The organism is Escherichia sp. WS568, from assembly GCF_046486085.1.
Lineage (GTDB): Bacteria > Pseudomonadota > Gammaproteobacteria > Enterobacterales > Enterobacteriaceae > Escherichia > Escherichia coli.
Window position 1 is genome coordinate 59,471 of record NZ_JBJQMC010000019.1, and the last position, 22,292, is coordinate 81,762.

The window sequence follows — 22,292 nt, forward strand, 5'->3', positions numbered from 1 at the left end:
GAGTGATTAAACCTATAAAGCTGACTCTTATCGATAATTATAGTGATTTGCTTCTAACTCATGAAGTCCTTAAACGCAACATGGAAGAGTTAGAACACGGTAAACGTTTTGATCAATTTCCTGAAGGGCATGACCACTATGAAAAAACTGTGAAAGAAGCTGTAGCAATCGTAGAGGCACGTTTGGAGGTGTTTCGAAAATGAAATCTCTTTTCTTTACTCTTGATGGTCATATGGTACCAGCCTCAGTGAATGTATCACTTAACGGAGATGGAAATTATTATGCACCTATCGAAAGAGAATGTAACGAATGTGCGGGCACAGGCCACAAAGGGGCTGATTTATGTGAAAAGTGTCATGGGGTACAAACAGTTGGACCCATTATTGAAAAATTAGTGGCACTAGAGCCAATTACCTTTCTCGATAACATTCCGGAACTGCGTGTTAACCCAACACTCGAAGCATGGAAATCCAGAAACCACGTCCTTATTGAGAAAGCAAAAAAGGCTAACACTAAGTTTTCTAATAGTATATTGGCGCAATTAGACAATAACCGTTTCTTGACAGAACGCCAGCTGGATTGTTTATTTACAACTTTTGATGTGATGTTGTCTGAAACTCCGGAAAATGAACAAGAAATTTTAAAACATAGCTACAATATCGGCCAGGTCATAAGCATTGAACTAACATTTACTGAAGTCAGGGCCGCGTACGCAAAAAGTAAAGGGAGTTATTTTTTTACATTTACTGGTAAAGTTAGAAATGACGGGATCGCTTTAACGGCCGATAAACAGGATCACATTTTATTGGGTGAACGTTATCATTTGACTGGAAAAGTCAGAAAATTCTATGAATTTGATTCGAAAAATTATGCTGCAATAACAGTTTTTAAGTTAAATAAACTCCAAGACAGTTAAATGTTTTTGCTGCTTAAATATAGAGCCAAGACTTTAACTGTCGTTAGGACTCACTCACGTAATATTGTTGCTTACGCAATGGGTTTTATCCCTCATAAAGATCTGCGAGTATAAATCTTTTACATTTAAATTCCCCTCTATCAGAACCTTTTCTATTGTAAAAAAATGATAATCTTATTAATTATAATTTTAATTTTTTGTATACCAATACCATACAGTTAAGGCTAAAAGGTGATGATGGAGATGGACTTTAAAATGCACAATGATCTGGGTCTCGGTTTCATTTGTAAAAATGCAAGAACATCGTCAAAGCCAACGTTAAGAAAAGTTACTTTTCCGGTAAGCGCATATGAAACGTCTAAGCTTTCTTTAACCGGTTTTCAATGCCCCACAGCCTGCCGTTTTCCTTTTTTTGTGCTATGCATGATAATCCATAACCATCTTTCGTCTGCATGCCCTATCACCCAAAATGAATGTTCAAATCATATCTCGCAATTTTCTATCGACATTAAAGTACAAGATTGGCTTAGCCGTTCAAGAGTAGCGTTTATTGATTTCCATAATCTTAGAAATACAGATAAAACCACTTTAATAACAGTGAACCATCTTGAAGCTTTACTTACTGTTATGTCGACTACTCTTGTCGCTTATGTTCCATATTCAAAAAAGAGACTAAACTTTAGCTTTCTAAACTCATTCACTTTGTCTAAAACTTCTCAAAGTTACACATTAACTTTCCCGGTAGTTCTCAGTCCGCTTTTAGATGCTCTTGGCGACTTCATTCAGGAATGCATAACCGAAAAATTGTTAAAACGACGAAATTCGAATTTCATGGTTTACGAGTATCTTAAACGTTCAGGCCAGAGCTCTCATAAAGTGGAGGACATTAATAACGACTTACAGCTTAAAAGTCTAAATATAAGACTTATGAGCGTCCTTACTGGCCTTTCTCAGCAAGGACTCATTTCATTTATTTGCGAAGGAAAGAGGGGCGACCGGAGAATAGAAGAGCTTCAGTTTATACCTTATGTTCAACGAACTTACCCTGAGGTATTAACTTTTGAGGAATGGATTAGCCTAGTTGATTAGAATTTACTCTATTTCAGCACGGCCAGTATTTCTGTTTCCGTTTTCCGTGTATTCGGCTTACTTCCTACGGATCGGTAAGCGCTGAGTCTGTGTATGACGAATCCACGCTCTTCATAGAGGCCCAAAGTGAATGATGTCAGGCTATTTGATATCGCAACAGCAGCGCCTTTTCTGTGAGCGTCAACGAGCATATTTGCTAACAGCACGTGGTCGCTTTGGCTGAACGGTTTACCATCGTAACTGACAAAACTAGTTTTGCTTGTTTTGTCATATGGCGGATCACAGTAAATCTGATCTCCTTCACCGGTTGCGGCCAGAGTCTCCTCAAAACCAGCGGTGATCAGTTCAATACCTGAAAGACGAAATGAAAGGTAGTCTATTTTATTGAGGTCAAGCTTCAGTTCTGTATGTTTCCCCCACGGCACTGAATAGATTCTTTCTGAGTTATAGCGGCACATACCGTTATAGCCCAGGCGATTCAGGGAGTAAAACAAAGCCGCTCTTTGAAGCGATTGACCAGAAATACAGGTTTTGTTGAAACGGTCCCTCATCTCATAGTAGTCCTTTTCGACAAAGGTTTTATCCGCCAAGTTTTGGACCTGATTTATAAAGTTAGTTTTCTGTCTTTGAATAGTCCTGTATAGGTTGATCAAGTCTGGATTGCTATCTGCAAGCAATGCATTTTGTGCAAACATGTTCAGAAAAACGGCACCACCGCCTATAAAGGGTTCTACCCACCGGCAACTATGATCGTGTGGGTAGTGATGGCTGATGAAAGGCATCAGTTTCGTTTTTCCACCAGCCCATTTGATTATCGGCATGTGTCTGAGATGTCGAGTCAAAGTGTCTATACCTGAGAGAGAAATTTAGGTGCTGGTATCGTACCTAACCACGGGCTTTAACTAATAACTTAGGGAGCAAAAAAAAGTTGTTTAAGACGCACAGTTTTGACTTTCAGCATTTCGGATTTATAAGATTTTTCCTCACTTATACCTGAACTTTATGTTTTGGATTTATGTATTTGTTTATGAAGCGATTTTTATGCCATCACAAGTAATGGGGAGCCACCTTTTTTTGTAAAAAATCAGAATAGGCTCAAAAAGTACCTTTTTTGCGAAAAATTATGAATTTTTTTTTCGGTAGTATCCCCGCTACGCAGAAAGTAAGCAGAAAAATGTAACGGAGCCCCTATGAGTGTTTTACTGACAGAACCTACACAGCAAGCTAATGACAAGGTCTTTAAAACGGCCCATGTTGCCTTTTCAGTAGTTACTGGCACAGGCCGTTACGTCACTGGGCTTAAACAGTTCCGTGATGCAAACCCTGAACTTTGTACTGAAGTAAGTGACCAGAAAGCATGGGCTATCCACCCTTCAGTAATTCAGGTCACGCCAGGCTTCAACTCCCGCGAAATGGGAATGGGTGACGATTACTATAAGCTCCCTGAGGTTGAAGAACACATCTACAACATCAAGAATGCCTACATTCGAGGTGACTATGTAGACCCTATCCGAGTACGTGTCATTGATGGGGTACCTTTTGTTCGCCAGGGGCACTGCCGTTTAAAAGCCGCAATGATGGCATGTGATGAAGATCATGACATCACAATCCTTTGCGTTGAGATTAAAGAAGATGAAATTGGCTGTGAGCTCGCGACCATTGATGGTAACCGTGGTCTTGCGCTTTCTCCTGTTGCGCTTGGCGAGTCCTATCGTCGCCTACATTCTCTTGCTGGCTGGTCACTCGAACGAATTGCTCAACGTGAAAATAAAAGCCCGACGACCATCAGTTCTCTTATCCGCCTGACAACCTGTTCTGTTGTTATCAAGAAATGGATTCATGCTGACGCTATTTCGTATGTTAACGTGCTTTCACTGATCGATGAGCTCGGCGAAACAGAAGCAATTTCACGTATCAAGAAGATGATCGCAGAACTTGAGCAGGCCGATGCGAATGGCATCACGGTGAAAAAAACCCAACATGGTCAGGTACGAGTCAGACCTTCAGACTTCAAGCCAGCACGGATTCCGCCGGTTATTGCCACAAAAGCCGTAGAAGGCGTCAAACTCATCACCACCAGCTTATTACAGAAACTGGGGGATATTGAATTGCCGGAGCTGACAGATTCAAGTGCTGACGAAGAAATCAACATTACGTTGAACCGCAGTACTCTGGAGATGTTGAGAAATCTTTCAAAAGAGATCACAGAATCAGAGAACAAGCAGCTTCGCCGTGCGGAGAATCGTCAGGCAAAACTTAATGGTGAGAAGCCAAAATACCCACGTAAAAAAAATGCTAAGAAGGCAGGGGAAGAGACCGATCAGGATACTGACCCACAGCCGGACGCAGAATAATTTACTTTTGGCAAAGTGCTGGTTTTGTCAGAGTCATTAAGGATTCAGGCTTTTTGCCCGCCTTTTTTAAACCTCCATGTATCGTTCTTGCCCCGTTTATGCGGGGCTTTTTTTTTGCTTCTTTCTATGAGTTGACATCTTTAAGTTTTATTCAGAGACATAAAAAACTTTTTCGTGTCACTGAACCTATTAGGTTACTGAGCGACGTTGCTATCCTGGTAAAAGTTTTTTCTAAAGGACCGGTAAAATGTCATCTCTTGATTCTGAAGCTAAACCCGATAATGCAGGTCACTGGATTTGCCCCTATATTTCCAGACATCTGTTATCACTTAACCCATTACAAGCCCGCTGCCGCAGATATTCCCGTGGCGAGCGATAACCCAGCGCACTATGCGGATGCCATTCGTTATAATGCTCGAACGCCTCTGCAAGGTTCTTTGCTGCCGTTAACCCGTCTGGTTTGGGCATGATACTGATGTAGTCACGCTTTATCGTTTTCACGAAGCTCTCTGCTATTCCGTTACTCTCCGGACTCCGCACCGCCGTGTTCTTCGGTTCAAGTCCCAACATCCGGGCGAACTGGCGTGTTTCATTAGCCCGGTAGCATGAACCATTATCCGTCAGCCACTCCACTGGAGACGACGGAAGATCGTTGCCGAAGCGGCGTTCCACCGCTCCCAGCATGACGTCCTGTACTGTTTCACTGTTGAAGCCGCCGGTAGTGACCGCCCAGTGCAGTGCCTCACGATCACAGCAGTCCAGCGCGAACGTGACACGCAGTCTCTCTCCGTTATCACAGCAGAACTCGAACCCGTCAGAGCACCATCGCTGATTGCTTTCTTTCACGGCCACTCTGCCTGTATGTGCCCGTTTCGATGGCGGTACAGCAGGTTTTCGCTCAAGCAACAGCGCATTCTGGCGCATGATCCGGTAAACACGTTTGGCATTGATCGCAGGCATACCATCAAGTTCTGCCTGTCTGCGAAGCAGCGCCCATACCCGACGATAACCATACGTGGGCAGCTCTCCGATAACATGGTGTATACGGAGAAGCACATCCGTATCATCAGTGTGACGACTGCGGCGGCCATCCATCCAGTCATCGGTTCGTCTGAGAATGACGTGCAACTGCGCACGCGACACCCGGAGACAACGGCTGACTAAGCTTACTCCCCATCCCCGGGCAATAAGGGCGCGTGCGCTATCCACTTTTTTGCCCGTCCATATTCAACGGCTTCTTTGAGGAGTTCATTTTCCATCGTTTTCTTGCCGAGCAGGCGCTGGAGTTCTTTAATCTGCTTCATGGCGGCAGCAAGTTCAGAGGCAGGAACAACCTGTTCTCCGGCGGCGACAGCAGTAAGACTTCCTTCCTGGTATTGCTTACGCCAGAGAAATAACTGGCTGGCTGCTACACCATGTTGCCGGGCAACGAGGGAGACCGTCATCCCCGGTTCAAAGCTCTGCTGAACAATTGCGATCTTTTCCTGTGTGGTACGCCGTCTGCGTTTCTCCGGCCCTAAGACATCAATCATCTGTTCTCCAATGACTAGTCTAAAAACTAGTATTAAGACTATCACTTATTTAAGTGATACTGGTTGTCTGGAGATTCAGGGGGCCAGTCTAGTCACAGCGTACTGGCTTTAACAACCTCTCATAGCCTGGTGGTTAGCTCTCCTGAAACATTTCTTCCAGATATGCGAAAAGAGCTCGGCATTATCGCGGATCTTGTTGAGTCCTATAATGATGAACTCTGCTTGTTGAAACTCATGGCTGTCCAGTTCAAAACCCACAATCACCAGAAACTTTATTCTTATCTCTCAGGCTACAACCACAGCATCTCAGAAGCGGATGCTTTGTTCGCAGAAAACGCTCTGAGATCAGAATACTGGAAATGCGTTATGGCACTCACTGATGTTTTGCCTATCATGTCGGATGCCAAACGTAACGAATGGGATAAGCAGTTTACGGCCGACCGTTATATTATGCCGCCTCAGGTGATCCCTGATTTCACAGCTGACGCTGTAGTGGGCACAGTCGTTGCTTTGCTTAATGACCGCAATCAATTTATTAAAGAAAGGGTTTACGACGTCTTCCAGTCTCTGAGCCGCAGTCACAAGACAAACAAAGCTTTTGGGTTCTCCACCCGCATGATCACTACCGGAGTTTGCGAGCCGTCTAAATACCCCTGGCAGAAATTAAGGGTGGATTTTAAAGAGTCTGGCATTTCACCGCTGAGCGAGCTCCGCGTTATATGCGCATTCTTCCGTGGCGAACAGGTGAAGGCGATCCATAACACCAAATCATTGGTTGAGGCGTTGGTCGAACATGAGGGGTTCAGAAAATGGATCTGCATCGATGGCAACAGTATTCGTTTCAGGGTTTACAAAAATGGATCAATGCATATTGACGTCCACCCTGATATCGCCGAGCGGCTTAACAATATTTTATCAGCTATCGTACCGCTGGCATTACCTGCCGACCGTATGGCTCATAGCAAGAAATCTTTGGAGGCATTCCCTGTACTTAAGCAGTGCATCGACTTTGATACCCGGATGCAGCTTTCTGAACTGATGTTTAAAAATGACGGGGACAATAAATGGAGTTGCTGGACATCTTTAGGGTCTCTCGCCGAACGCAAATCTTCGAGTGTTGCCGCTGACACCCTTCGGTTCTTAGGGGCAACAGTAACAAAATACGATGTGACATTTTCCTATGATCCGTGTGAGGTTATTCGTTACATCGGCCAGATAGGGGAGATGCCTGATATTGTATCGCATCAGTTTTACCCTTCATCTTGCCGAATCAGCGAATATGTATCTTCCCTGCTTGGTGCAGGGGAAGGGGATACCCTCCTGGAGCCTAATATTGGCCATGCGGATTTGCTTAAATCATTCCCTGCCGGTGTGATCGTTACTGGCATCGAGCTTGATACTTTGAATTGCCTTATCTCCCGGGCTAAGGGATACGATACGACAGAAGCTGACTTCCTCACATGGTCTAAGTCTAATCAACAGAAGAAGTTTGATTATGTCGTGATGAACCCACCTTTTGCCGATAACCGGGCCAGGCTGCATCTCCAGGCAGCTGCATCTCATCTCGCAGCCGGGGGATCTCTAGCAGCCGTTCTTCCATTATCTCTTCAGGGGCTCGATAACCTTTTGGGGGAAGAATTCCGGACGGAATGGATGGACGTTTTTGAGAACGAGTTTGAAAACACGACCGTTTCGGTTCGCATCCTGTACGCCGAACGTATTCAACAAGAGGAAGTCCTATGAGCAACCAACCCACCAGCCTGCCAGAAGAAGATATTGAGTTTGTTATGGATACCTTTCAGAGGAGCATGGGTAAATCCAAGCCTGTCAGGGATACTCAACTAGAGGGTGAGAAACCGCAAAGTAAAGAGTCCGCAAACTCAACTGAAAACCCCGGTTATGAAGAATTCTATTAATTACGCTCATGATATCCTGGTGCAGTTATTTAGAATGATATTTGAGGGATGGGGGACATTGTGATTAAAAGGCGTAACATTCGACGATCAGTTTATGGATTGCTTATTGTTCTTATCGCCGGAAATGTGTGGTTAGGCCTTAGAGCTGATAAAATTCATAAAGTGCGTTATCAGGATTTCTGGTCACCGGCAACTGTGATTAAAGTAACTGTAATGCCTTCAACGAATGAAACCCAGCTCAGTGGTAAAATCCCTAAATCGGTAAGAGTTTCAAACAATTATGTTGAGTACTCGTTACCGGGCACACTCTCGGCCAAGACCATTTACCGAAGCGTGTTAGAAGATGAGATGCTCACTTTGCTTAATGCTGGAGGTCAACTTGAAGTTAAATACACTCTGGACAAGCAGACAAATCGAACTAAGGTATGCACTAAGTGCTTACGGGTGATTAAAGATATTAACCATCAATATTCAGCCACTGAGGTAAAGCATGGGCAGTCCAAAATTTGAAATTGCTGAGCAAATTAAAATGTGGATCGTTGTTTATCTAGTTTGCTTTTTAGCACTTTACTGTGTGTTAAGCGCTCTACATGCGCTTTATGATCCGCTAAATTTACCAGCCCTGACGTGGCCTATCAGCTGGTTCCTGGTGCCTGAAATGACAAGTTTTGGCAGTGCATTATTAGCTTTTGTCCTAACGCCAGGCCTTTGCTCTATAATTGCTGTTTTATTCGGTAAGTCTATCTTTAAAAAAGCTAAAACAAAAATATAGAGTTAATTAGATTGGTGGCTCAGGTTTATAAAACCTCTCACTAGTGAGGTTTATTTTTTATTTTTGGCTGAGATTAACAGCGTTTTCCATAAATGTATCAATAACAACCGTAAGAGACTGGCTGGTACCATGGCTATACTCAGGCCAGGGTAAAAAAGGATATGAAGAATACGCCATCAACATGATACTGGTTGGGCAACGCCAGTCCGTTGGAACACCTTTACTGTAATGGACAATCATAGCCGGGCGACTACAATCAATATCTCCAGCGTTTTTATCGAGTACGAAAGTAGCCAGAACGCCGGTGTCCTTCTGGGATACGAAAACAAGGCTGTCAGTAAAAATAAAGGCCATTAAGGAAGAGGCCAGGAAAGCGCCAGTAAATAAGGACTTCTTCTCTTTCCAAACGCGTCGAGCATATAACCCCATTAGCGCTACCGCTGAAACCATTCCGTACCACTGAGCACCCAAAGAAAAATCTGTTACTGTTTTAGATGTCATACTTTCATTAATAGTAATCATTGCGACAATGAATGGTGATGCGATTCCAAGTGTTGCTAGGACTATCAGCGATATTTCAGACCGGTTTTCTTTAGCGGATCCTTTACTTATTGCAGACATTGCTCTGAACATAACGAATGTACTGTTGAGCATCAGAAAACAGCATAAGAGCATGTATAACATTGGGTTTCCTCAACCTAGAAGTGATGGTTTCCCTGTTATTTTACATAAATTTGACTCAACAGATGCTTTTAAAATCTCGCTTCCTTGAATTTACAAACATATCAGCACAATTGGCAAACATAAAGGAGCAGCGTCTATCAAAAGTTACTTTTATGATTGGTTGAATACTCATTTTGAAGGCTAAAATCCAAAAAAGTGGATACAAAAAGTTACTTTTGCGTCATCCAGATGCACTGCCGCCATTTTGCATTCTGTACGTTGGTTGCTTTCTCACTTGATGTCTCTTTTAACAGGCAAATTATCACTTTATCCGACCGGACCTTGTAGGCTGAATCCGTAGAATAAGGCTATAACCTATTCCCGGAGCATCATATGCGTAAAACTCTAATTGGCTGCATGGTTGCAACTGCCCTTGCTACTGTATCTTCGGCACATGCTCAGGTATTTAGCTACTCATTTACAGATACCAATAAGGCTGTTCGGAATATCAAACCTGCAACACAAACATATCTTAATCCCGCTGGTGTTTTGACTCTGAACTTGATATCGGGTCTTGATCGGTACGAGCGAGTGACGGTCACACGAGACAGCGATAAAAAGGTTATGTATTCCTCCGTCTCGACCAAAACGAGCGTTGCAGATCGTATCGTTGCTGCCGATGGAACAGAATACTATGGAAAGGATATGGTTCTACCGGCGCTCGGAGAAGGGACCTTTACTGTAGTCAATGAAACTCTGGATATTCGCCAGACTGTAGTGAGCACATCTACTTATCATTTCATCGTTGATACAACTCCTCCACGCTATAAGAGTATTTATCCGAGTCAAAACGCAGGTTACGACATGGTACTTTCTGGGCCACTTTGGGAGTTGGGCCGAGGCGGTAGTGGCCAGTTTTCTATATTTGCAGACGGTATTGAGGATGCTAGTGGAATTGACAAGATCCGTCTTGTCATTAAACGAAGTAATGGTTCTGTGGTCTCCGACAATAACCTGAGTTATGACACAGCCAATAAACGTGCGTTCTATCCGTGGATTAAAGATATGAACACCCAGGCTGGCATGCCCTCAAGTGATCTTGATGAAGAATTCACCTTCAATTTCATCGTTACGGACCTGGCAGGAAATACGCTTAACATTCCTCCCCAGCGGTTTTTATATGACGATCAAATGGGAGAATTTACGCCATTTGCAGTTCATGACTCACGTGTAAGCACCAGTGTTGTACCCGGCATTTCTTCGGGATACGTCCCGTTTAAACGAGGCCTTACAGTGCTGGAAAACCCCTACAAGTTGGTTATACGTATCCCAAGAACTAACTGGAAGCCATATCGAAATGGTGGCATGAGCATTACCAATAACTATGGCGGAGTACAGGTCCTTTCCGAAGATGCCACCTATGTCTACGTGGAAGTTAAGCTGCCACAGGGTGCCTTAGATGGAAACTACTATAGACCTGTGAATACATATCAATGGTCTGGAGGAGATCTTGGTCAGTATGCCAGCTGGCTCAACTGGGATCCTGCCTCTGTAAAGAGTCCGGCTTGGGGAAGTTCACCCATAGAACGACAAAAGGCTGATGGAACATGGTTCAACAGCGTAAACTGGAACCTGTTCAAGGCATCTGATATGCCTATAAAACTTACTAATATCCGATTCAATGTACAGGCCAGGCCATATGATCAAAAAATCACTGGCGGAGCAACATGCAGTATTCCAGCTGGCTCAACAACCTGTACCGTCTCTTTGCCCCAGGATATTATAAATGGCACTACCGGTTATCTTCATAGTGGCTATGAAGTAAGGTCAACCACCGAAGCAACCTTCTTTGCCCCTATATGGGAGAATATAGCCTGGCATACACTGGGTCCCTCCGTCACTGGATTTGATTACAATGAAACCACCAACATTCTCCAGGTTTACGTGAATCAACCTGGAGATGGTTCATATTTCGACCATGTTTATGTAAATCGAGTTTGGTTGTCAGATAAAAACCGTAACAACGCAGAAATAAGCGTAACCGGCAAACAAACAGGTAGAAATATGGCGTCTGGGAACTACACGTATGAGTTCAACATGAAAGAGGTACCAGAAGGCAGTTATAACGTGGTGATTAATGCCCAAGATACATTCAACAATACCGGTAACCTCCCTTATCAAACAGTTGTCGTTGATAATACAGCACCATCTGTAAGTATTAGCTACGAAGGAAAACCGATCAGCAAAAACGTAACAGTATATGGGCTGGAGAACGTCCGTATACAGCTCACCGATGCTCTAACTAAACCATCCTTAAGCCGTATGACTCTTCGCGGTGGCCCTGTTTCTGATGCGGTGGAATTGTCTTGGGTGAATCTGGGAAACAACCTGTATGCACCTAATTATCCCAAGATCTTTCCGTCTCTTAATGAAGGCGAAACATACACTCTCACAGTTCAGGCCAAAGATGAGATGAACAACGTTAAAGAAAGCTCAGTCGAATTTAACTACCTTCCAAACAATCTCGTCAGGCTAGAGAATCTGAAAACCTTAGCTGTCAATGCTTCTCTCAAAACATCTGACAATACTGCTCTGGCTGTTCTGTATGCCAGCCAGCTGCGTAAAAAGGATGGTTCAATCGCTACAGGGCTTCAGGACGCAGTGCTTACTGTCCGTAAGGACGCTGCATTCGGCGTGACTGTAAATGGCGTTTCTGCGATGCCAGGTGAAAGCAAAGAGCTTCAACTGGATTTGGGGCTCGGGGACAGCCGTAGCTTTCCTATTTTCCCTGCTGTATCCGGCCTTACTGGCAGATCTGAGTTCATGATTAACATTGAAGAATTAAAATAAAGCAGGGCTGTTTTGCTGAAGCACAACGGCCGCCTTCTGATGCGCCGTAGCCCATGTTGTTGCAAATCAGTCCGACGTTCATTGCGTAAGTAACGCTTACTGCGGACCATGGTAGTGATTAGACTCACTACCATGGTCATTTCACCACATATCTTCTCTGCATTGCTCTTGTTGGGCAGACTAGTAACTCGTCACTAAATTGCAGCTTTTGTCTTGCTAAGTCGCTGGTATAACTGCACTACGAAATCGTCAAAAGATTTTATCCCTCATGTAGATCCAATAAATGATCCCAAAGGTGCCAGAGAGTACAAAGAAGATCCCGGTACGCTGTAGGCCGCATGGTTACTGGGCTGGAGCATTGTCACTGACAACAGTAGCGACATAAGTGACAACGGGAGTGACTTAAAAGACAATGGTAGAGACTATTTCGACGTTGGTAATGATTTTAAGTGACAATGGTAGTGAGGTTAGACTTAAACTTCCACTGTGAGGTAAGGTGACTCGCATTATTTAAATAAATCATTACTTTCAATTACTTGCGACACGAGTCTGCATGTATGCTTCTATTTCTCAAAAATTTATCCACCGAAAATGCCTGTGGCTGTGATTTAGCTTTGACGACAGTTTTTATCAGGGAGGCAAGTTGAGACCTGTATAAGAACTAAGCATTTATTTATCCCCATTTTCCACAAGGTAGTTCCAATAATTAGTACCTTAGTGTTCCTGATAGATCAAAAGAGATCCCCGCTGCCTCCAGGCCAGACGGCACAAGGCCTGAGACGTGATCAGTGACAACAGTAGTGATTATTTTGACATTAGTAGTGATTATTATAACGTTGGTAATGAGTTTTTTGACATCAGTAGTGATCAGAGCGACAATAGTAGTGACTTTTCATTAGATCTTTTTAACTTGATCTGATCCGTTGTTGATAAGAGTTGCAGGTCATTGTATGCAAAGAGTTTTTGCCAAGTTTTAATGAGTGGAGTCGTTTTTTTAGGTAGAACTTATGCACAGATATGGATCATCACAATGATCCATCCAGTGACATAGAGTTCGCTGGGGCTTACTATTCACCAATCTGTTTACACATTCAGTGATAACTTATTATGACTAAAGAGAAAGATACTGAGCAGCAGGACCTGGTCACCAGGGCTTTCTCTGTTAGAGAGAAAGAATCAGGTAAAGACATCATTTTGCGTCCTAACAGCAACCGTACGGTGCAGTCTATTGCTTTGATGCGGCTCGGGCTGTTCGTCCCATCACCAAAGAGTGTGGGGCGTCAAAATCGGGAATATAAAACGGTTGGCTTTGACGCAACGAAAGAGTTACAGACGCTCTCTTTAATGGAGAGCGAGGGGTTCACCAATATTTCAATTGTCGGTGAGCGTCTTAATATGTCAGTAGATTTTAAGACGTGGATGGGCATCATTCGAACCTATGCCAATCATCCGATTAACAATGACACGATAAGCTTAAAATTCACTGAATTCCTCAAGCTATGTACGCCTGAAAATTATCGCTCATCTACAGCGTCCAGAAAACGTATAGACGCCTCCTTACGCAGGTTAGCATCCGTTACCTTGTCGTTCACCAGTAATAACTCGTCCAAAGTCTATACAACGCATCTGGTACAGTCTGCCCTGTTAGACCCGGAATCAGATCAGGTTGTCCTTCAGGTTGATCCTAAGATTTTCGAGCTCTATCAATACGATCATAAGGTTTTGATGCAGCTGAAGGCAATTAAGGAGTTGGCCAAGAAGGAAAGCGCCCAGGCTCTCTATACGTTCATAGAGTCATTACCGCCAAATCCTATACCGATATCCCTTACTCGGCTGAAAAATCGTCTGAACCTCAAAACACGAGCAAATAGTCAGAATGCTACCGTGAGAAAGGCTCTTGAAGAGTTGGCATCGATAGGATACCTCAAGTACACCGAAATTAAGAAAGACGGAAAAGTATACTTCCAGATTCATAAGCGGGATCCCGATCTGAATTTGAACAATACTCAGCCTCCTTTAGAAGTGGTTGAAGATGAAGAAGAGAACTCAGGGTCTTCTGTTTTAGAAGGTGAGTTATGCCCACCAGCTGACCCGATTGACGGCGATGATGTTCTTACCGTCCATGATTTAACCGCTGAAGAACTGCGCTATATTCGTAGTCTTCGAAGCCAGAAAAAGAACAGCAACGCCAGCTAAAGTTAACCCGGCGGTTTAGGCTCCGGGTGCTAAATTACTTCTTCGATTTTCGTTAGTCCCAGCCCGCTCTTTCACGTCAACGGTAATGAGTCAAAAGTCATTACCGTTGTCATTGTTCTCTACCACCCTATGTAGATCGAGATTGCGAAATTCAACGCTTTCTCCTGAGTCACCTGTTAACACCCGGTTTCTACGCTTTACTTCATTGGCCAGTACATCCAACGGAAAATATCGTAACGGGGTGACAATGGCAGTGAGTTGACCCACTCACTACCATCGACATTCAAATCCCGGCTTCTCTGGTAGCTATAGTGACAATGGTAATGATGTGTACCTTACTGGCATTGTCATTGTCCTCCGAGTGTGCGTTCAGCTTTGGGAGGACACCGGAACTTAATGCGGCGAGTCACGGCCATTGTGAATCTCGATTGGATTGGCGAATACGGCTTCCGGTTGGGCCAGATGTCAATGGTTATGCTTCATCCAGCTCATTACTGTAGTCATTGCCGTTCAGTTGAGCTGATGCTCCTCTCATTCTATATGGCGACAACGGTAGTGAGCCCAGAAAGTGACTACCGTTGTCATGGCCGTCCAGTAGAGCGGGTCAACCTCTTAACTCACAGGGTGACAACGGTATTGAGCCCAGAAAGTCACTACCGTTGTCATGGCCGTCTGGTTAAGCAGATCATCCTCTCAATTCACAGGGTGACAATGGTAGTGAGCCTATTAAGTCATTACCGTTGTCATTGCCATCCAGAAGAGCGGATGATCCTCTCAATTCATACGGCGACAATGGCAGTGAGCCCAGCAAGTCACTTCCGTTGTCATAGCCTTCCAGAAGAGCAGATGAGCCTCTTAATTAACAGGGTGACAACGGTAGTGAGCTCATTAAGTCATTACCATTGTCATGGACGTACAGCTGAGCTGCTCATCCTCTCAATTCACACACCGACAATGGTAGTGAGCTATTAAAGTCACTACCATTGTCATATACGTCCAGTTAAGTGGACCATCCTCTCAATACACACGGTGACAACGGTAGTGAGCCATTAGAATCACTACCGTTGTCATTGCTTTTCAGGTGCACTGATAAGGCTCTCAATAGACACGACGACAATGGCAGTGAGCAATTAGAGTCACTACCGTTGTCATTGCTTTCAGCTGAGCTGATAAGGTACGTCATTTACACGATGACAATGGCAGTGAGCCAATCGAGTCACTACCGTTGTTAATGCCGACCAACCGAGGGAAGGGTCCGCTCAAAGAACTGAGTGACAACAGTAGTGAGATCATCCAATCACTACCATTGTCAGCTTAAACCTGTAGGACGAAGAGGCTTGTCCGATAAAATGACGACAATGGAAATGAGCCTATCCATCACTACCACTGTCATTAAAGTCCAGCGGTTCAACGTTAATCAGTAGCTCCGGATGACAATGGTTGTGAGTCAGGCAATTCCCAAGCATTAGGTGACAGCAGCGTAACACCTCTAAGCTCACTTCTGTTGTCAGGGGTTAGGGTATTGAGTCTCTACCGTCGTCAGTGTTTCTGAGACACCAGTATTGCAGATCACTACAATTGTCACTTAAATATCGACGGGGGAGTAGATGCAAGTGACTGGCTAACCAGTACCAGTTTAGATTCAAAACGATCCCATCTTTGTGGATGCGCTTGAGTAAGCTCGTATGACGATATGTCAGAGAAGTGACAACAGGTGTGAGTTGCCGGACTCACTCCCGTTGTCATCCCCGGTTGAAGGAAGAGAATCCCCGGGGCTGTATATTTACCAGGTATCCTTACTCAAGGGGTTCGACACTCACTCCCATTGTCGTAATCAACGAGTATGCATTGTCTTTTGAAAGCATCGCTGGAAACGTACGATTAAAGTAACTTTTCTTTCGGTTCTTCCTTGCGAATCTCTGAAGACGTACTGGCTGATCGGAGTCGAGGAGGGCAGTAAAATTGAAGCCGTCAGTTTTACTGTCGGCTCCGGGTAGTTACTTCAACTCGTCGATCTGAATCATGAATTCTGAGGTGCCAACTTTCCCATTTTCGGAAGGATAAACGGGTAACAGAAGATTATCCCCCTGGCCCATATCTATTTGCACCTCAACTGACTCGCCTGGAGCCGCCTGTGCCCCATTAAATTTAATACCGAAGGCTGCATCCTTCCGCACAGTCAGCGTTGCGTTCTGGACCCCTTTAGCAATTTCTCCATTTGTCTTACGCAGAACGTTAGTGGACAGGTACGCAAGTGGTACGCCATCTGTCGTTTTGAGAGGTGAACTGACCGACAATGTGCGTAGATTATGTAACTGCACAAGGTTATTCGGTAGATAACTGAACTTCTGAGTATAGGTTTTGGTATTCGACTGACTATCGGCAACTGTTACGCTAATTGAATAATTTTCAGATGGTTCGAAATTTGGGAACAGCCTCGGATACTCAGGCATGTATGTATCTTTGCCTGCCGGTGACCACGTAAGCTCAACGTTATCAGCTGTGGGGCCACCTACGAGCTGAAGACGGGTTATCCTCGGGGTTGTCAGATTATCTGCCAGAGCGATCCTGAGGTTCTCCAGGCCGTACACTACCGTATCGTCTTTTACCGGCTTTCCGTCGAATGTTATGGCCACTGTCGGAGGAGTGTTATCCAGAGCAATTTCTCCGAAAGTTTTATTGGTCTGGTTCTGGAAGAAGTCCCTGATGTTGACCTCAACGTTGTATTTTCCTTCAGACTGACGGGATAAATCATAAGCAATCGTGTAGTTACCTGAGATACGAGATTTGATTACGCCTGTTGGTGACATCCGGGTACCGGTGTTCTTATCGGAAAGATAAAATTCCCTCAATGAGACCGAGTCGAACCAGTTACCATCGCCTTCAAGTGACGCCAGTACATCCAGCTGCTTGTTAGTCTCGTCATATGATATCGAGTTTATTACCGGCAGTTGTTTATTGTTCCAGCGTGTCATAATCCATTGCTCAGACCGCAAAATGGGATTGCTGATGCTGCGAACGAAGTAAAGGATTCTATTGTAGCCCTGGGTACCCAAGGCCATATCAAACGTCTCAGGCGCTTCACACGAGGTTTTTCCTGCCGGAATGGTGCAGGTCGCCTTACCGCCGATCTCCTGTGCAAAGGGCCGGGCTTCAACGTTAAAACGAAGTCGGGAAATTTTAATTGGCAGTCGTGATGAAGCCACACTCTCAAAATCCTTCCACTTAACCCAGTTCCCCTTATCATCGAGGAAATCTACCCAGGTACCCGCAAATGCAGGCGTTTGGTTTGCAGATGGGTTTAGAACGAGGCTGTATGACGGATAATACCCTCCCCACTGGCCAAAGTTCGCCATACGAGCCATATCCCCATTAATTGAGCCATAGGGAAGAGTCATTTCAACATAAGCATAAGTGCTGTCTACAGCTATCTCTTTGGGGGCGGAATATTGATTGATGAACTGAAGCCCACCTTCTGAATAAGCACGGTAGTTAGATTTTGGGATCCGGTAGACTAATCGAATAGGGTTTTCGTTAACGACCATACCGGCTTTGTAAGCCGGATAATTAGAAACCCCGGGTACGACGCTGGAAGACGTATTTGGATCATGAACGGCCCACAGTGTCATCTCACCCAGCGTGTTGTCGTAGCGAAATTTTTGAGTTGGCAGCGTTCGGCTATTACCTGCGTTATCGAAGATAACAACTTTTGCAGTAAAGTCTTCATCCAGGTTGCTGTCTGGTATTCCGGTTCCCTTAACTGAATTCTTAGAGTAAGTGTGGTACATCTTTTGGCCGGATACGTCATACTGCATCTGTGTAGTGCTGTAGAGGCTACCGTCCTGCCTGTAAATATATATTAGGCCCTTATCAATACCATTTGCATCACTTACGCCCGAAGAGGTGAAGTCATACTGCCCCGTTGCCTCTAATCCAAGCTTCCACACGTCACCAGCGGTAGAGCCAGAACCAGTATTAGCGGTAAGAGCATTTGCCGCTGGAGGGGTGACATCAATTAGCCAGTTATAGTTATAGGTCGCTACAGGCTTCTGATTGAGATCTAACACGTTTATCTGAACGACAAATTTGCCTTCACCCAAAGCAGGCAAAGTTACTTTTTTGCCGTAGAACTCACTACCGTCAGCAGCTGTTAGTCGGTCTGATACACCCGTCCGTGTAGTCGTAGTATTAAGAATGACAGTTCCAGTGTCTTTCGTGACTTTGACATTAACGAAACGATCAAGACCTGAAATAAGTGTCAAAGTTACCGGTGATGCCGGATTAAGCATAAGACGAGAAGACGGGGCGTGGATCTCAATACCGTTCGTGTCCTTAAAGGCCGATTCATATATCTGAGCTGGGGCCTGAACAGACATACCGAGTCCGGCTACAGCAGTAATAAAAGCGAGATGTTTCATTCTTATTCCCCTTTAGGTTTGGTGTTATTTTAAGCTTTTCCTAAAGGTCACTATGTTCGTAAAAGTATAAAAAACTTCTCCATATGGTGCTCGAAATTACAAATCTATAATTTGCCTTTCGACAAACCTTATTGTGCGTTCAGGACGTAAATCTTTCTTTTTGGAATTACATCTGACATTGCTGTGGTATCCAAACTGGCAACGATTGCAAAACTTATAACATTAGCCTGAAACTATCGGCATCCACATATCGCATTAAGTGATGCTTTTACTTTGTGTAAAAAAGAATCAGGATAAATTAGGTATGACAGATATAAATGCGTTAACGGACGGCATATATGAATCAAAACCTGGCGGTATTACGCCACCAGTCGAGAGGGGAGTGAACCTCAGTCAGTACGTCTACCTTCGTTCCGCAAGGCGCTTCTTGTTGTGAATTACAAACTGCCCTGGCGAGAACTGCATCATTTCACCCCCAGCAACACACGTGCCTCTTCAACGGTTTGCCACGAAGGCATTGCTACGCCAGATTGACTGCCGTTGCCTCTGCGCTCACCGGTGTCACATTCTACATAAAGACGCATCAGCATCGCTTCTATTTCAGCGGCCCGGCTATTATCCATTACCAGTTCTGCTGCGCGTCGTAGCTGTTCTGGAATGTCATTCCACATTCCCGCACCACTTCTGTCTTTGTTAGTGAGCAAGTCTTCAATAGCAGATGAAGCCATGTTAAGCAGGTCAGCCGAAACTAAAGGCATCGGCGGGGCGGTATAGAGGATTCGACGTCTTCCGCGTCTGTCTGGATCGTATTTATCATAAAAAGCTTTGTTCACATCTTCCCAGTGCCACTGAAGTTGCCCGGTTGCGTCATGGTGGCAAAACTCGCACTGATAAACAGGCGCAATCGACATAACTGCCTTTCCAATACGTGCCAGTACAGCAACTTCGTCAGCTCTAAGACTCATTGCTTCGCTTGGGTTACTACCCTCGGAAAATTCCAAAATTTGTTCAATACGTTCTGGTGTGAAAGTGGTCATAGGCTTTGAAAACATATTTTTTCCAGTTGTGCTTACCATATCATCAGGCCTTAAGAGCGTTAGCGAATAATTAACAGGTCAGGACCAAAACTAAATCCTTCCCCCATACGGTCTTCATGACGGGAGACATATGCCTTACCGTATTTCTCCAGATCCTGTAAGCGATCTTTTGCCAGATTCCACGAGTATTCCTGGCCCCACACGGGTCCGTCACGCCCGTCAAAGCGGTCAGGTTTACAATTTGCTTTCAGAAGTGCGTAGACATGCTCCAGCGTGGGTAGCTGCAAAGCACTATTAGCCTGAGAAACGGCAGTATGCGTCATTTCTGTTCACTCTTTATTGATTTAGTCAGTTAAGCCGGTCAGGTAACTTTAACCGGCTACTCGTATTAAGATTTCTTTCCGGTTGCTTGTCAGTTAGCGGCGAAGATCAATTTCAAGGCGGGCTGTTTTGACCTTTGTTCCGGACTCCCTAAATGTATCATCCGGAAGAGGCGAAATTTGTCCGCCAAGTTGTTTGACTCGCTCCCTGAGCGCTTTTGTCAGTGTGTCTTCCCGGAACAATACCCCAGCTGACAGAATGGCCTGTAAGCGACCTCGCTTAGCGAGCATTGCGATGGCATGCATGACATGTTTAACGTCAGAGCGTTTAAGGAATGGTGGATTCATAACGATAACATCAAAAGTTTCATCGGGCTGGTACCCAAGAAAGTCGGTATGCACCAGCTCGGCCCCTGTGCTAAGGACACTATCGTTCTTCACTGCAAGGAATCGCTCATCGTTCAATTCGATCCCGGTAATCAATGCATCCGGAGCCGCCAGTTTTAAGGCTTTCAGAATGCGGCCATCACCAAACTCAGGCTCCAGAACACGTTCCCCGGCAGCTGGTTCAGCGCGTAGAACCATATCTGTGACTAAATTCTCAGGGGTAGGGAAGAAATTGAACAAATCACGTGGGATGTCGACCGAACCTGTCAGAATGATTTGCTCGATACGCTCAGCTGCATCCGCCGTAAAAATATGTGCCTGCTCTTTTCGGTTCCATTTGCCACCGGCAGCTTCCAGCACTTTGTTTGTCTTAACATAAATGCTGCGGTCGAGCTGGTCGGCCAGGAAAAGAAAGTTCCCTTCAGCACGGCAGCGAGATAAGACGTTCAGAACTTCAGTTGAGATTTGCATTAAAACTCCATTAAGAGGATTTACCCGCCTGGCGGCAGCGGGTTGGTTACTTAAACAGGACAATTCAGATTTGGCCTTGGTTAGTCGGCAGACAACAGCAGGGATGGGCTGTTATAAGCGAAGCGGTCAACGGGAGCCTTCTCAAATCGCTGACCGCTTGCATCAGGGGTCAGAACGAGTCCGTTATGGGCGCAATGAATGTGGAGCAACATATCCCCGCCGGTGTTGATGTGTAAGGCAGGCACACCCTGATCGATTTCGAACATGACACCAAAACAGGGGTTACCTTCCTTGTTAACAACTTCACAGTGGATGTTATGTTGGCCGGTAACGCTGACCTGATAGGCCTGACTGTCCTCTTCTCTCAGTGTTTCCTCCTCCAGGCGCCAGTCCTGAAGTGTGAGGCTAATTTCAGGGGTATCATGCTCCTTCTGAAGAGCCTGGATACCTTTACGGAACAGCTGCATCATTTCATGAGTAAGGCAGTCTTCCTCAGCTCCAAAATGTTCTTTCCAGCCTTCAGGATCTGCATACATCCAGACGTTTTTAGCGAGCGAAGGTAAGGAAGCATCAGGCTCTACAAGGAGGTGAGGGATGCTCTCTTTGATTCCGAGATAACGTACTGGCTGGCCGTTAAGCGGTAACCCATCCGGCACTGTAACTTCAGCTCCTGGCAAGACGACGCTGTTTACCAGACCTCCACAATGTTCTGCCACCACCCGGCCTAAATCTGCCATAAACATCCGATGCTTTTCTGGTGAGTCCAGCTCACCAAGGAGTTCAGGTTTAAGCAGTAAACCGGTAATAATCTCAGTCAGTTCACGAGGAGATACTAATTTATACATTTTGTTTTCCTTTTCTGTGTTGGCTTTATATTAACAATCCAGATGCACGAGCTAATAACCTCCAGACAACTTTTTCAAAAATTATATACTTAAAGCAGGGGCTAATATGCGCAAGAAATGAATTTAGGAAGGATGGCTTCAAATTTAACTTTTTGGTTTTTTATTTTAGACGGACTTTAAAATAGCATCGCTGGTAAAATAATAAACATGGTTTATTTTTTGTTTGTATTGACAATCAAATGGGTAAAAATTAATTTACTTACATGGCGTATATTTAATGCCACCGTCCCGGCGGCACCGGGCATAAAAGGAAAACCATCTTGAAACCAATGCTCAAAAAAGATTTTTTTTCAGCTATTGAAAACCTTCTCAAAGCTGGCTTTCAACCTCGCTTTTACACTGTTAACAGTGGACGAATCGGTCTCATTACATTCACTGATAAAAATGGAACAAAACAGGTCCCGCCGGGCAGAAAAGAAAAACATTAAAATTAGCTATTTTCCCGAAAAGATCTCGAACACTGAAA

19 protein-coding genes are annotated in these 22,292 nt (G+C 44.6%); 11 read left to right on the plus strand and 8 right to left on the minus strand.

Translation table 11 applies throughout. From position 1 onward, the window contains the following. The first annotated feature begins 2 nt into the window (after positions 1-2). From ACJHWR_RS18905 to ACJHWR_RS18915, 3 genes are all read left to right on the plus strand, one after another. Complete coding sequence (locus ACJHWR_RS18905; protein WP_000594931.1) at positions 3-203, plus strand: hypothetical protein; 201 nt, start codon at positions 3-5, stop codon at positions 201-203. Next, complete coding sequence (locus tag ACJHWR_RS18910) at positions 200-916, plus strand: zinc finger-like domain-containing protein (protein WP_046788421.1); 717 nt, start codon at positions 200-202, stop codon at positions 914-916. The genes ACJHWR_RS18905 and ACJHWR_RS18910 overlap by 4 nt, the downstream gene beginning before the upstream one ends. Before the next feature lie 234 nt (positions 917-1,150). Further along, the gene (locus ACJHWR_RS18915) at positions 1,151-2,005 is read left to right on the plus strand and encodes a hypothetical protein (protein ID WP_000970403.1); all 855 of its coding nucleotides are present in this window, start codon (positions 1,151-1,153) and stop codon (positions 2,003-2,005) included. A gap of 8 nt (positions 2,006-2,013) precedes the next feature. Here ACJHWR_RS18915 and ACJHWR_RS18920 read toward each other — a convergent pair whose 3' ends face one another. Then, the gene (locus ACJHWR_RS18920) at positions 2,014-2,826 is read right to left on the minus strand and encodes a DNA adenine methylase (protein WP_001121575.1); all 813 of its coding nucleotides are present in this window, start codon (positions 2,824-2,826) and stop codon (positions 2,014-2,016) included. 369 nt (positions 2,827-3,195) lie between these two features. Between ACJHWR_RS18920 and ACJHWR_RS18925 the strand changes: the two genes are divergently transcribed. After that, entirely contained in the window at positions 3,196-4,359 is a 1,164-nt protein-coding gene (locus ACJHWR_RS18925) for a hypothetical protein (RefSeq protein ID WP_000114859.1), read from the plus strand. A gap of 303 nt (positions 4,360-4,662) precedes the next feature. On the opposite strand, the gene ACJHWR_RS18930 is transcribed toward ACJHWR_RS18925, so the two are convergent. Then, a protein-coding gene (locus ACJHWR_RS18930; RefSeq protein ID WP_088895425.1) for an IS3-like element IS2 family transposase occupies positions 4,663-5,891 on the minus strand; the annotation gives its coding sequence in 2 pieces (ribosomal slippage) (positions 4,663-5,576 and positions 5,576-5,891; 1,230 coding nt in all). A gap of 162 nt (positions 5,892-6,053) precedes the next feature. Between ACJHWR_RS18930 and ACJHWR_RS18935 the strand changes: the two genes are divergently transcribed. From ACJHWR_RS18935 to ACJHWR_RS18950, 4 genes are read left to right on the plus strand one after another with little or no spacing between them, the layout of a single operon-like run. Continuing rightward, positions 6,054-7,634: a DUF4942 domain-containing protein gene (locus ACJHWR_RS18935; protein WP_225896254.1), complete on the plus strand. Its 1,581-nt coding sequence runs from the start codon at positions 6,054-6,056 to the stop codon at positions 7,632-7,634. Then, on the plus strand, positions 7,631-7,807 hold the full coding sequence (locus ACJHWR_RS18940) for a hypothetical protein (RefSeq protein ID WP_000070863.1): 177 nt from the start codon (positions 7,631-7,633) through the stop codon (positions 7,805-7,807). The genes ACJHWR_RS18935 and ACJHWR_RS18940 overlap by 4 nt, the downstream gene beginning before the upstream one ends. A 60-nt stretch (positions 7,808-7,867) precedes the next feature. Further along, positions 7,868-8,317, plus strand: coding sequence for a hypothetical protein (locus ACJHWR_RS18945; RefSeq protein ID WP_094875903.1), 450 nt, complete (start codon positions 7,868-7,870; stop codon positions 8,315-8,317). Then, a complete protein-coding gene (locus tag ACJHWR_RS18950) occupies positions 8,298-8,579 on the plus strand; it encodes a hypothetical protein (RefSeq protein ID WP_000535422.1) in 282 nt (93 codons plus the stop codon). The genes ACJHWR_RS18945 and ACJHWR_RS18950 overlap by 20 nt, the downstream gene beginning before the upstream one ends. Before the next feature lie 57 nt (positions 8,580-8,636). Here ACJHWR_RS18950 and ACJHWR_RS18955 read toward each other — a convergent pair whose 3' ends face one another. Beyond that, complete coding sequence (locus ACJHWR_RS18955; RefSeq protein ID WP_000966519.1) at positions 8,637-9,263, minus strand: hypothetical protein; 627 nt, start codon at positions 9,261-9,263, stop codon at positions 8,637-8,639. A 372-nt stretch (positions 9,264-9,635) separates the two neighbouring features. On the opposite strand from ACJHWR_RS18955, the gene ACJHWR_RS18960 reads away from it, so the two are divergent. Continuing rightward, complete coding sequence (locus ACJHWR_RS18960; protein WP_001572417.1) at positions 9,636-12,092, plus strand: Ig-like domain-containing protein; 2,457 nt, start codon at positions 9,636-9,638, stop codon at positions 12,090-12,092. A gap of 1,107 nt (positions 12,093-13,199) precedes the next feature. Next, on the plus strand, positions 13,200-14,288 hold the full coding sequence (gene repHI2 / locus ACJHWR_RS18965; protein ID WP_000159529.1) for an IncHI-type plasmid replication initiator protein RepHI2: 1,089 nt from the start codon (positions 13,200-13,202) through the stop codon (positions 14,286-14,288). A 1,997-nt stretch (positions 14,289-16,285) separates the two neighbouring features. On the opposite strand, the gene ACJHWR_RS18970 is transcribed toward repHI2, so the two are convergent. The 5 genes from ACJHWR_RS18970 to ACJHWR_RS18990 all read right to left on the minus strand — a co-directional run bounded on the left by ACJHWR_RS18970 (position 16,286) and on the right by ACJHWR_RS18990 (position 21,766). Continuing rightward, positions 16,286-18,706 (minus strand): Ig-like domain-containing protein, encoded by a 2,421-nt coding sequence (locus tag ACJHWR_RS18970; protein WP_000681217.1) that lies wholly within the window; start codon positions 18,704-18,706, stop codon positions 16,286-16,288. Between the two features lie 464 nt (positions 18,707-19,170). After that, positions 19,171-19,758 (minus strand): hypothetical protein, encoded by a 588-nt coding sequence (locus tag ACJHWR_RS18975; RefSeq protein WP_000491822.1) that lies wholly within the window; start codon positions 19,756-19,758, stop codon positions 19,171-19,173. Between the two features lie 44 nt (positions 19,759-19,802). Next, positions 19,803-20,066: a hypothetical protein gene (locus tag ACJHWR_RS18980; protein WP_000149861.1), complete on the minus strand. Its 264-nt coding sequence runs from the start codon at positions 20,064-20,066 to the stop codon at positions 19,803-19,805. A gap of 93 nt (positions 20,067-20,159) precedes the next feature. Then, entirely contained in the window at positions 20,160-20,921 is a 762-nt protein-coding gene (locus ACJHWR_RS18985) for a methyltransferase (RefSeq protein ID WP_001167416.1), read from the minus strand. Positions 20,922-21,001: 80 nt separating this feature from the next. Beyond that, positions 21,002-21,766, minus strand: coding sequence for a hypothetical protein (locus ACJHWR_RS18990; RefSeq protein WP_000277497.1), 765 nt, complete (start codon positions 21,764-21,766; stop codon positions 21,002-21,004). Between the two features lie 320 nt (positions 21,767-22,086). On the opposite strand from ACJHWR_RS18990, the gene ACJHWR_RS18995 reads away from it, so the two are divergent. Further along, positions 22,087-22,254 (plus strand): hypothetical protein, encoded by a 168-nt coding sequence (locus tag ACJHWR_RS18995; RefSeq protein WP_000803860.1) that lies wholly within the window; start codon positions 22,087-22,089, stop codon positions 22,252-22,254. Positions 22,255-22,292 lie beyond the last annotated feature (38 nt).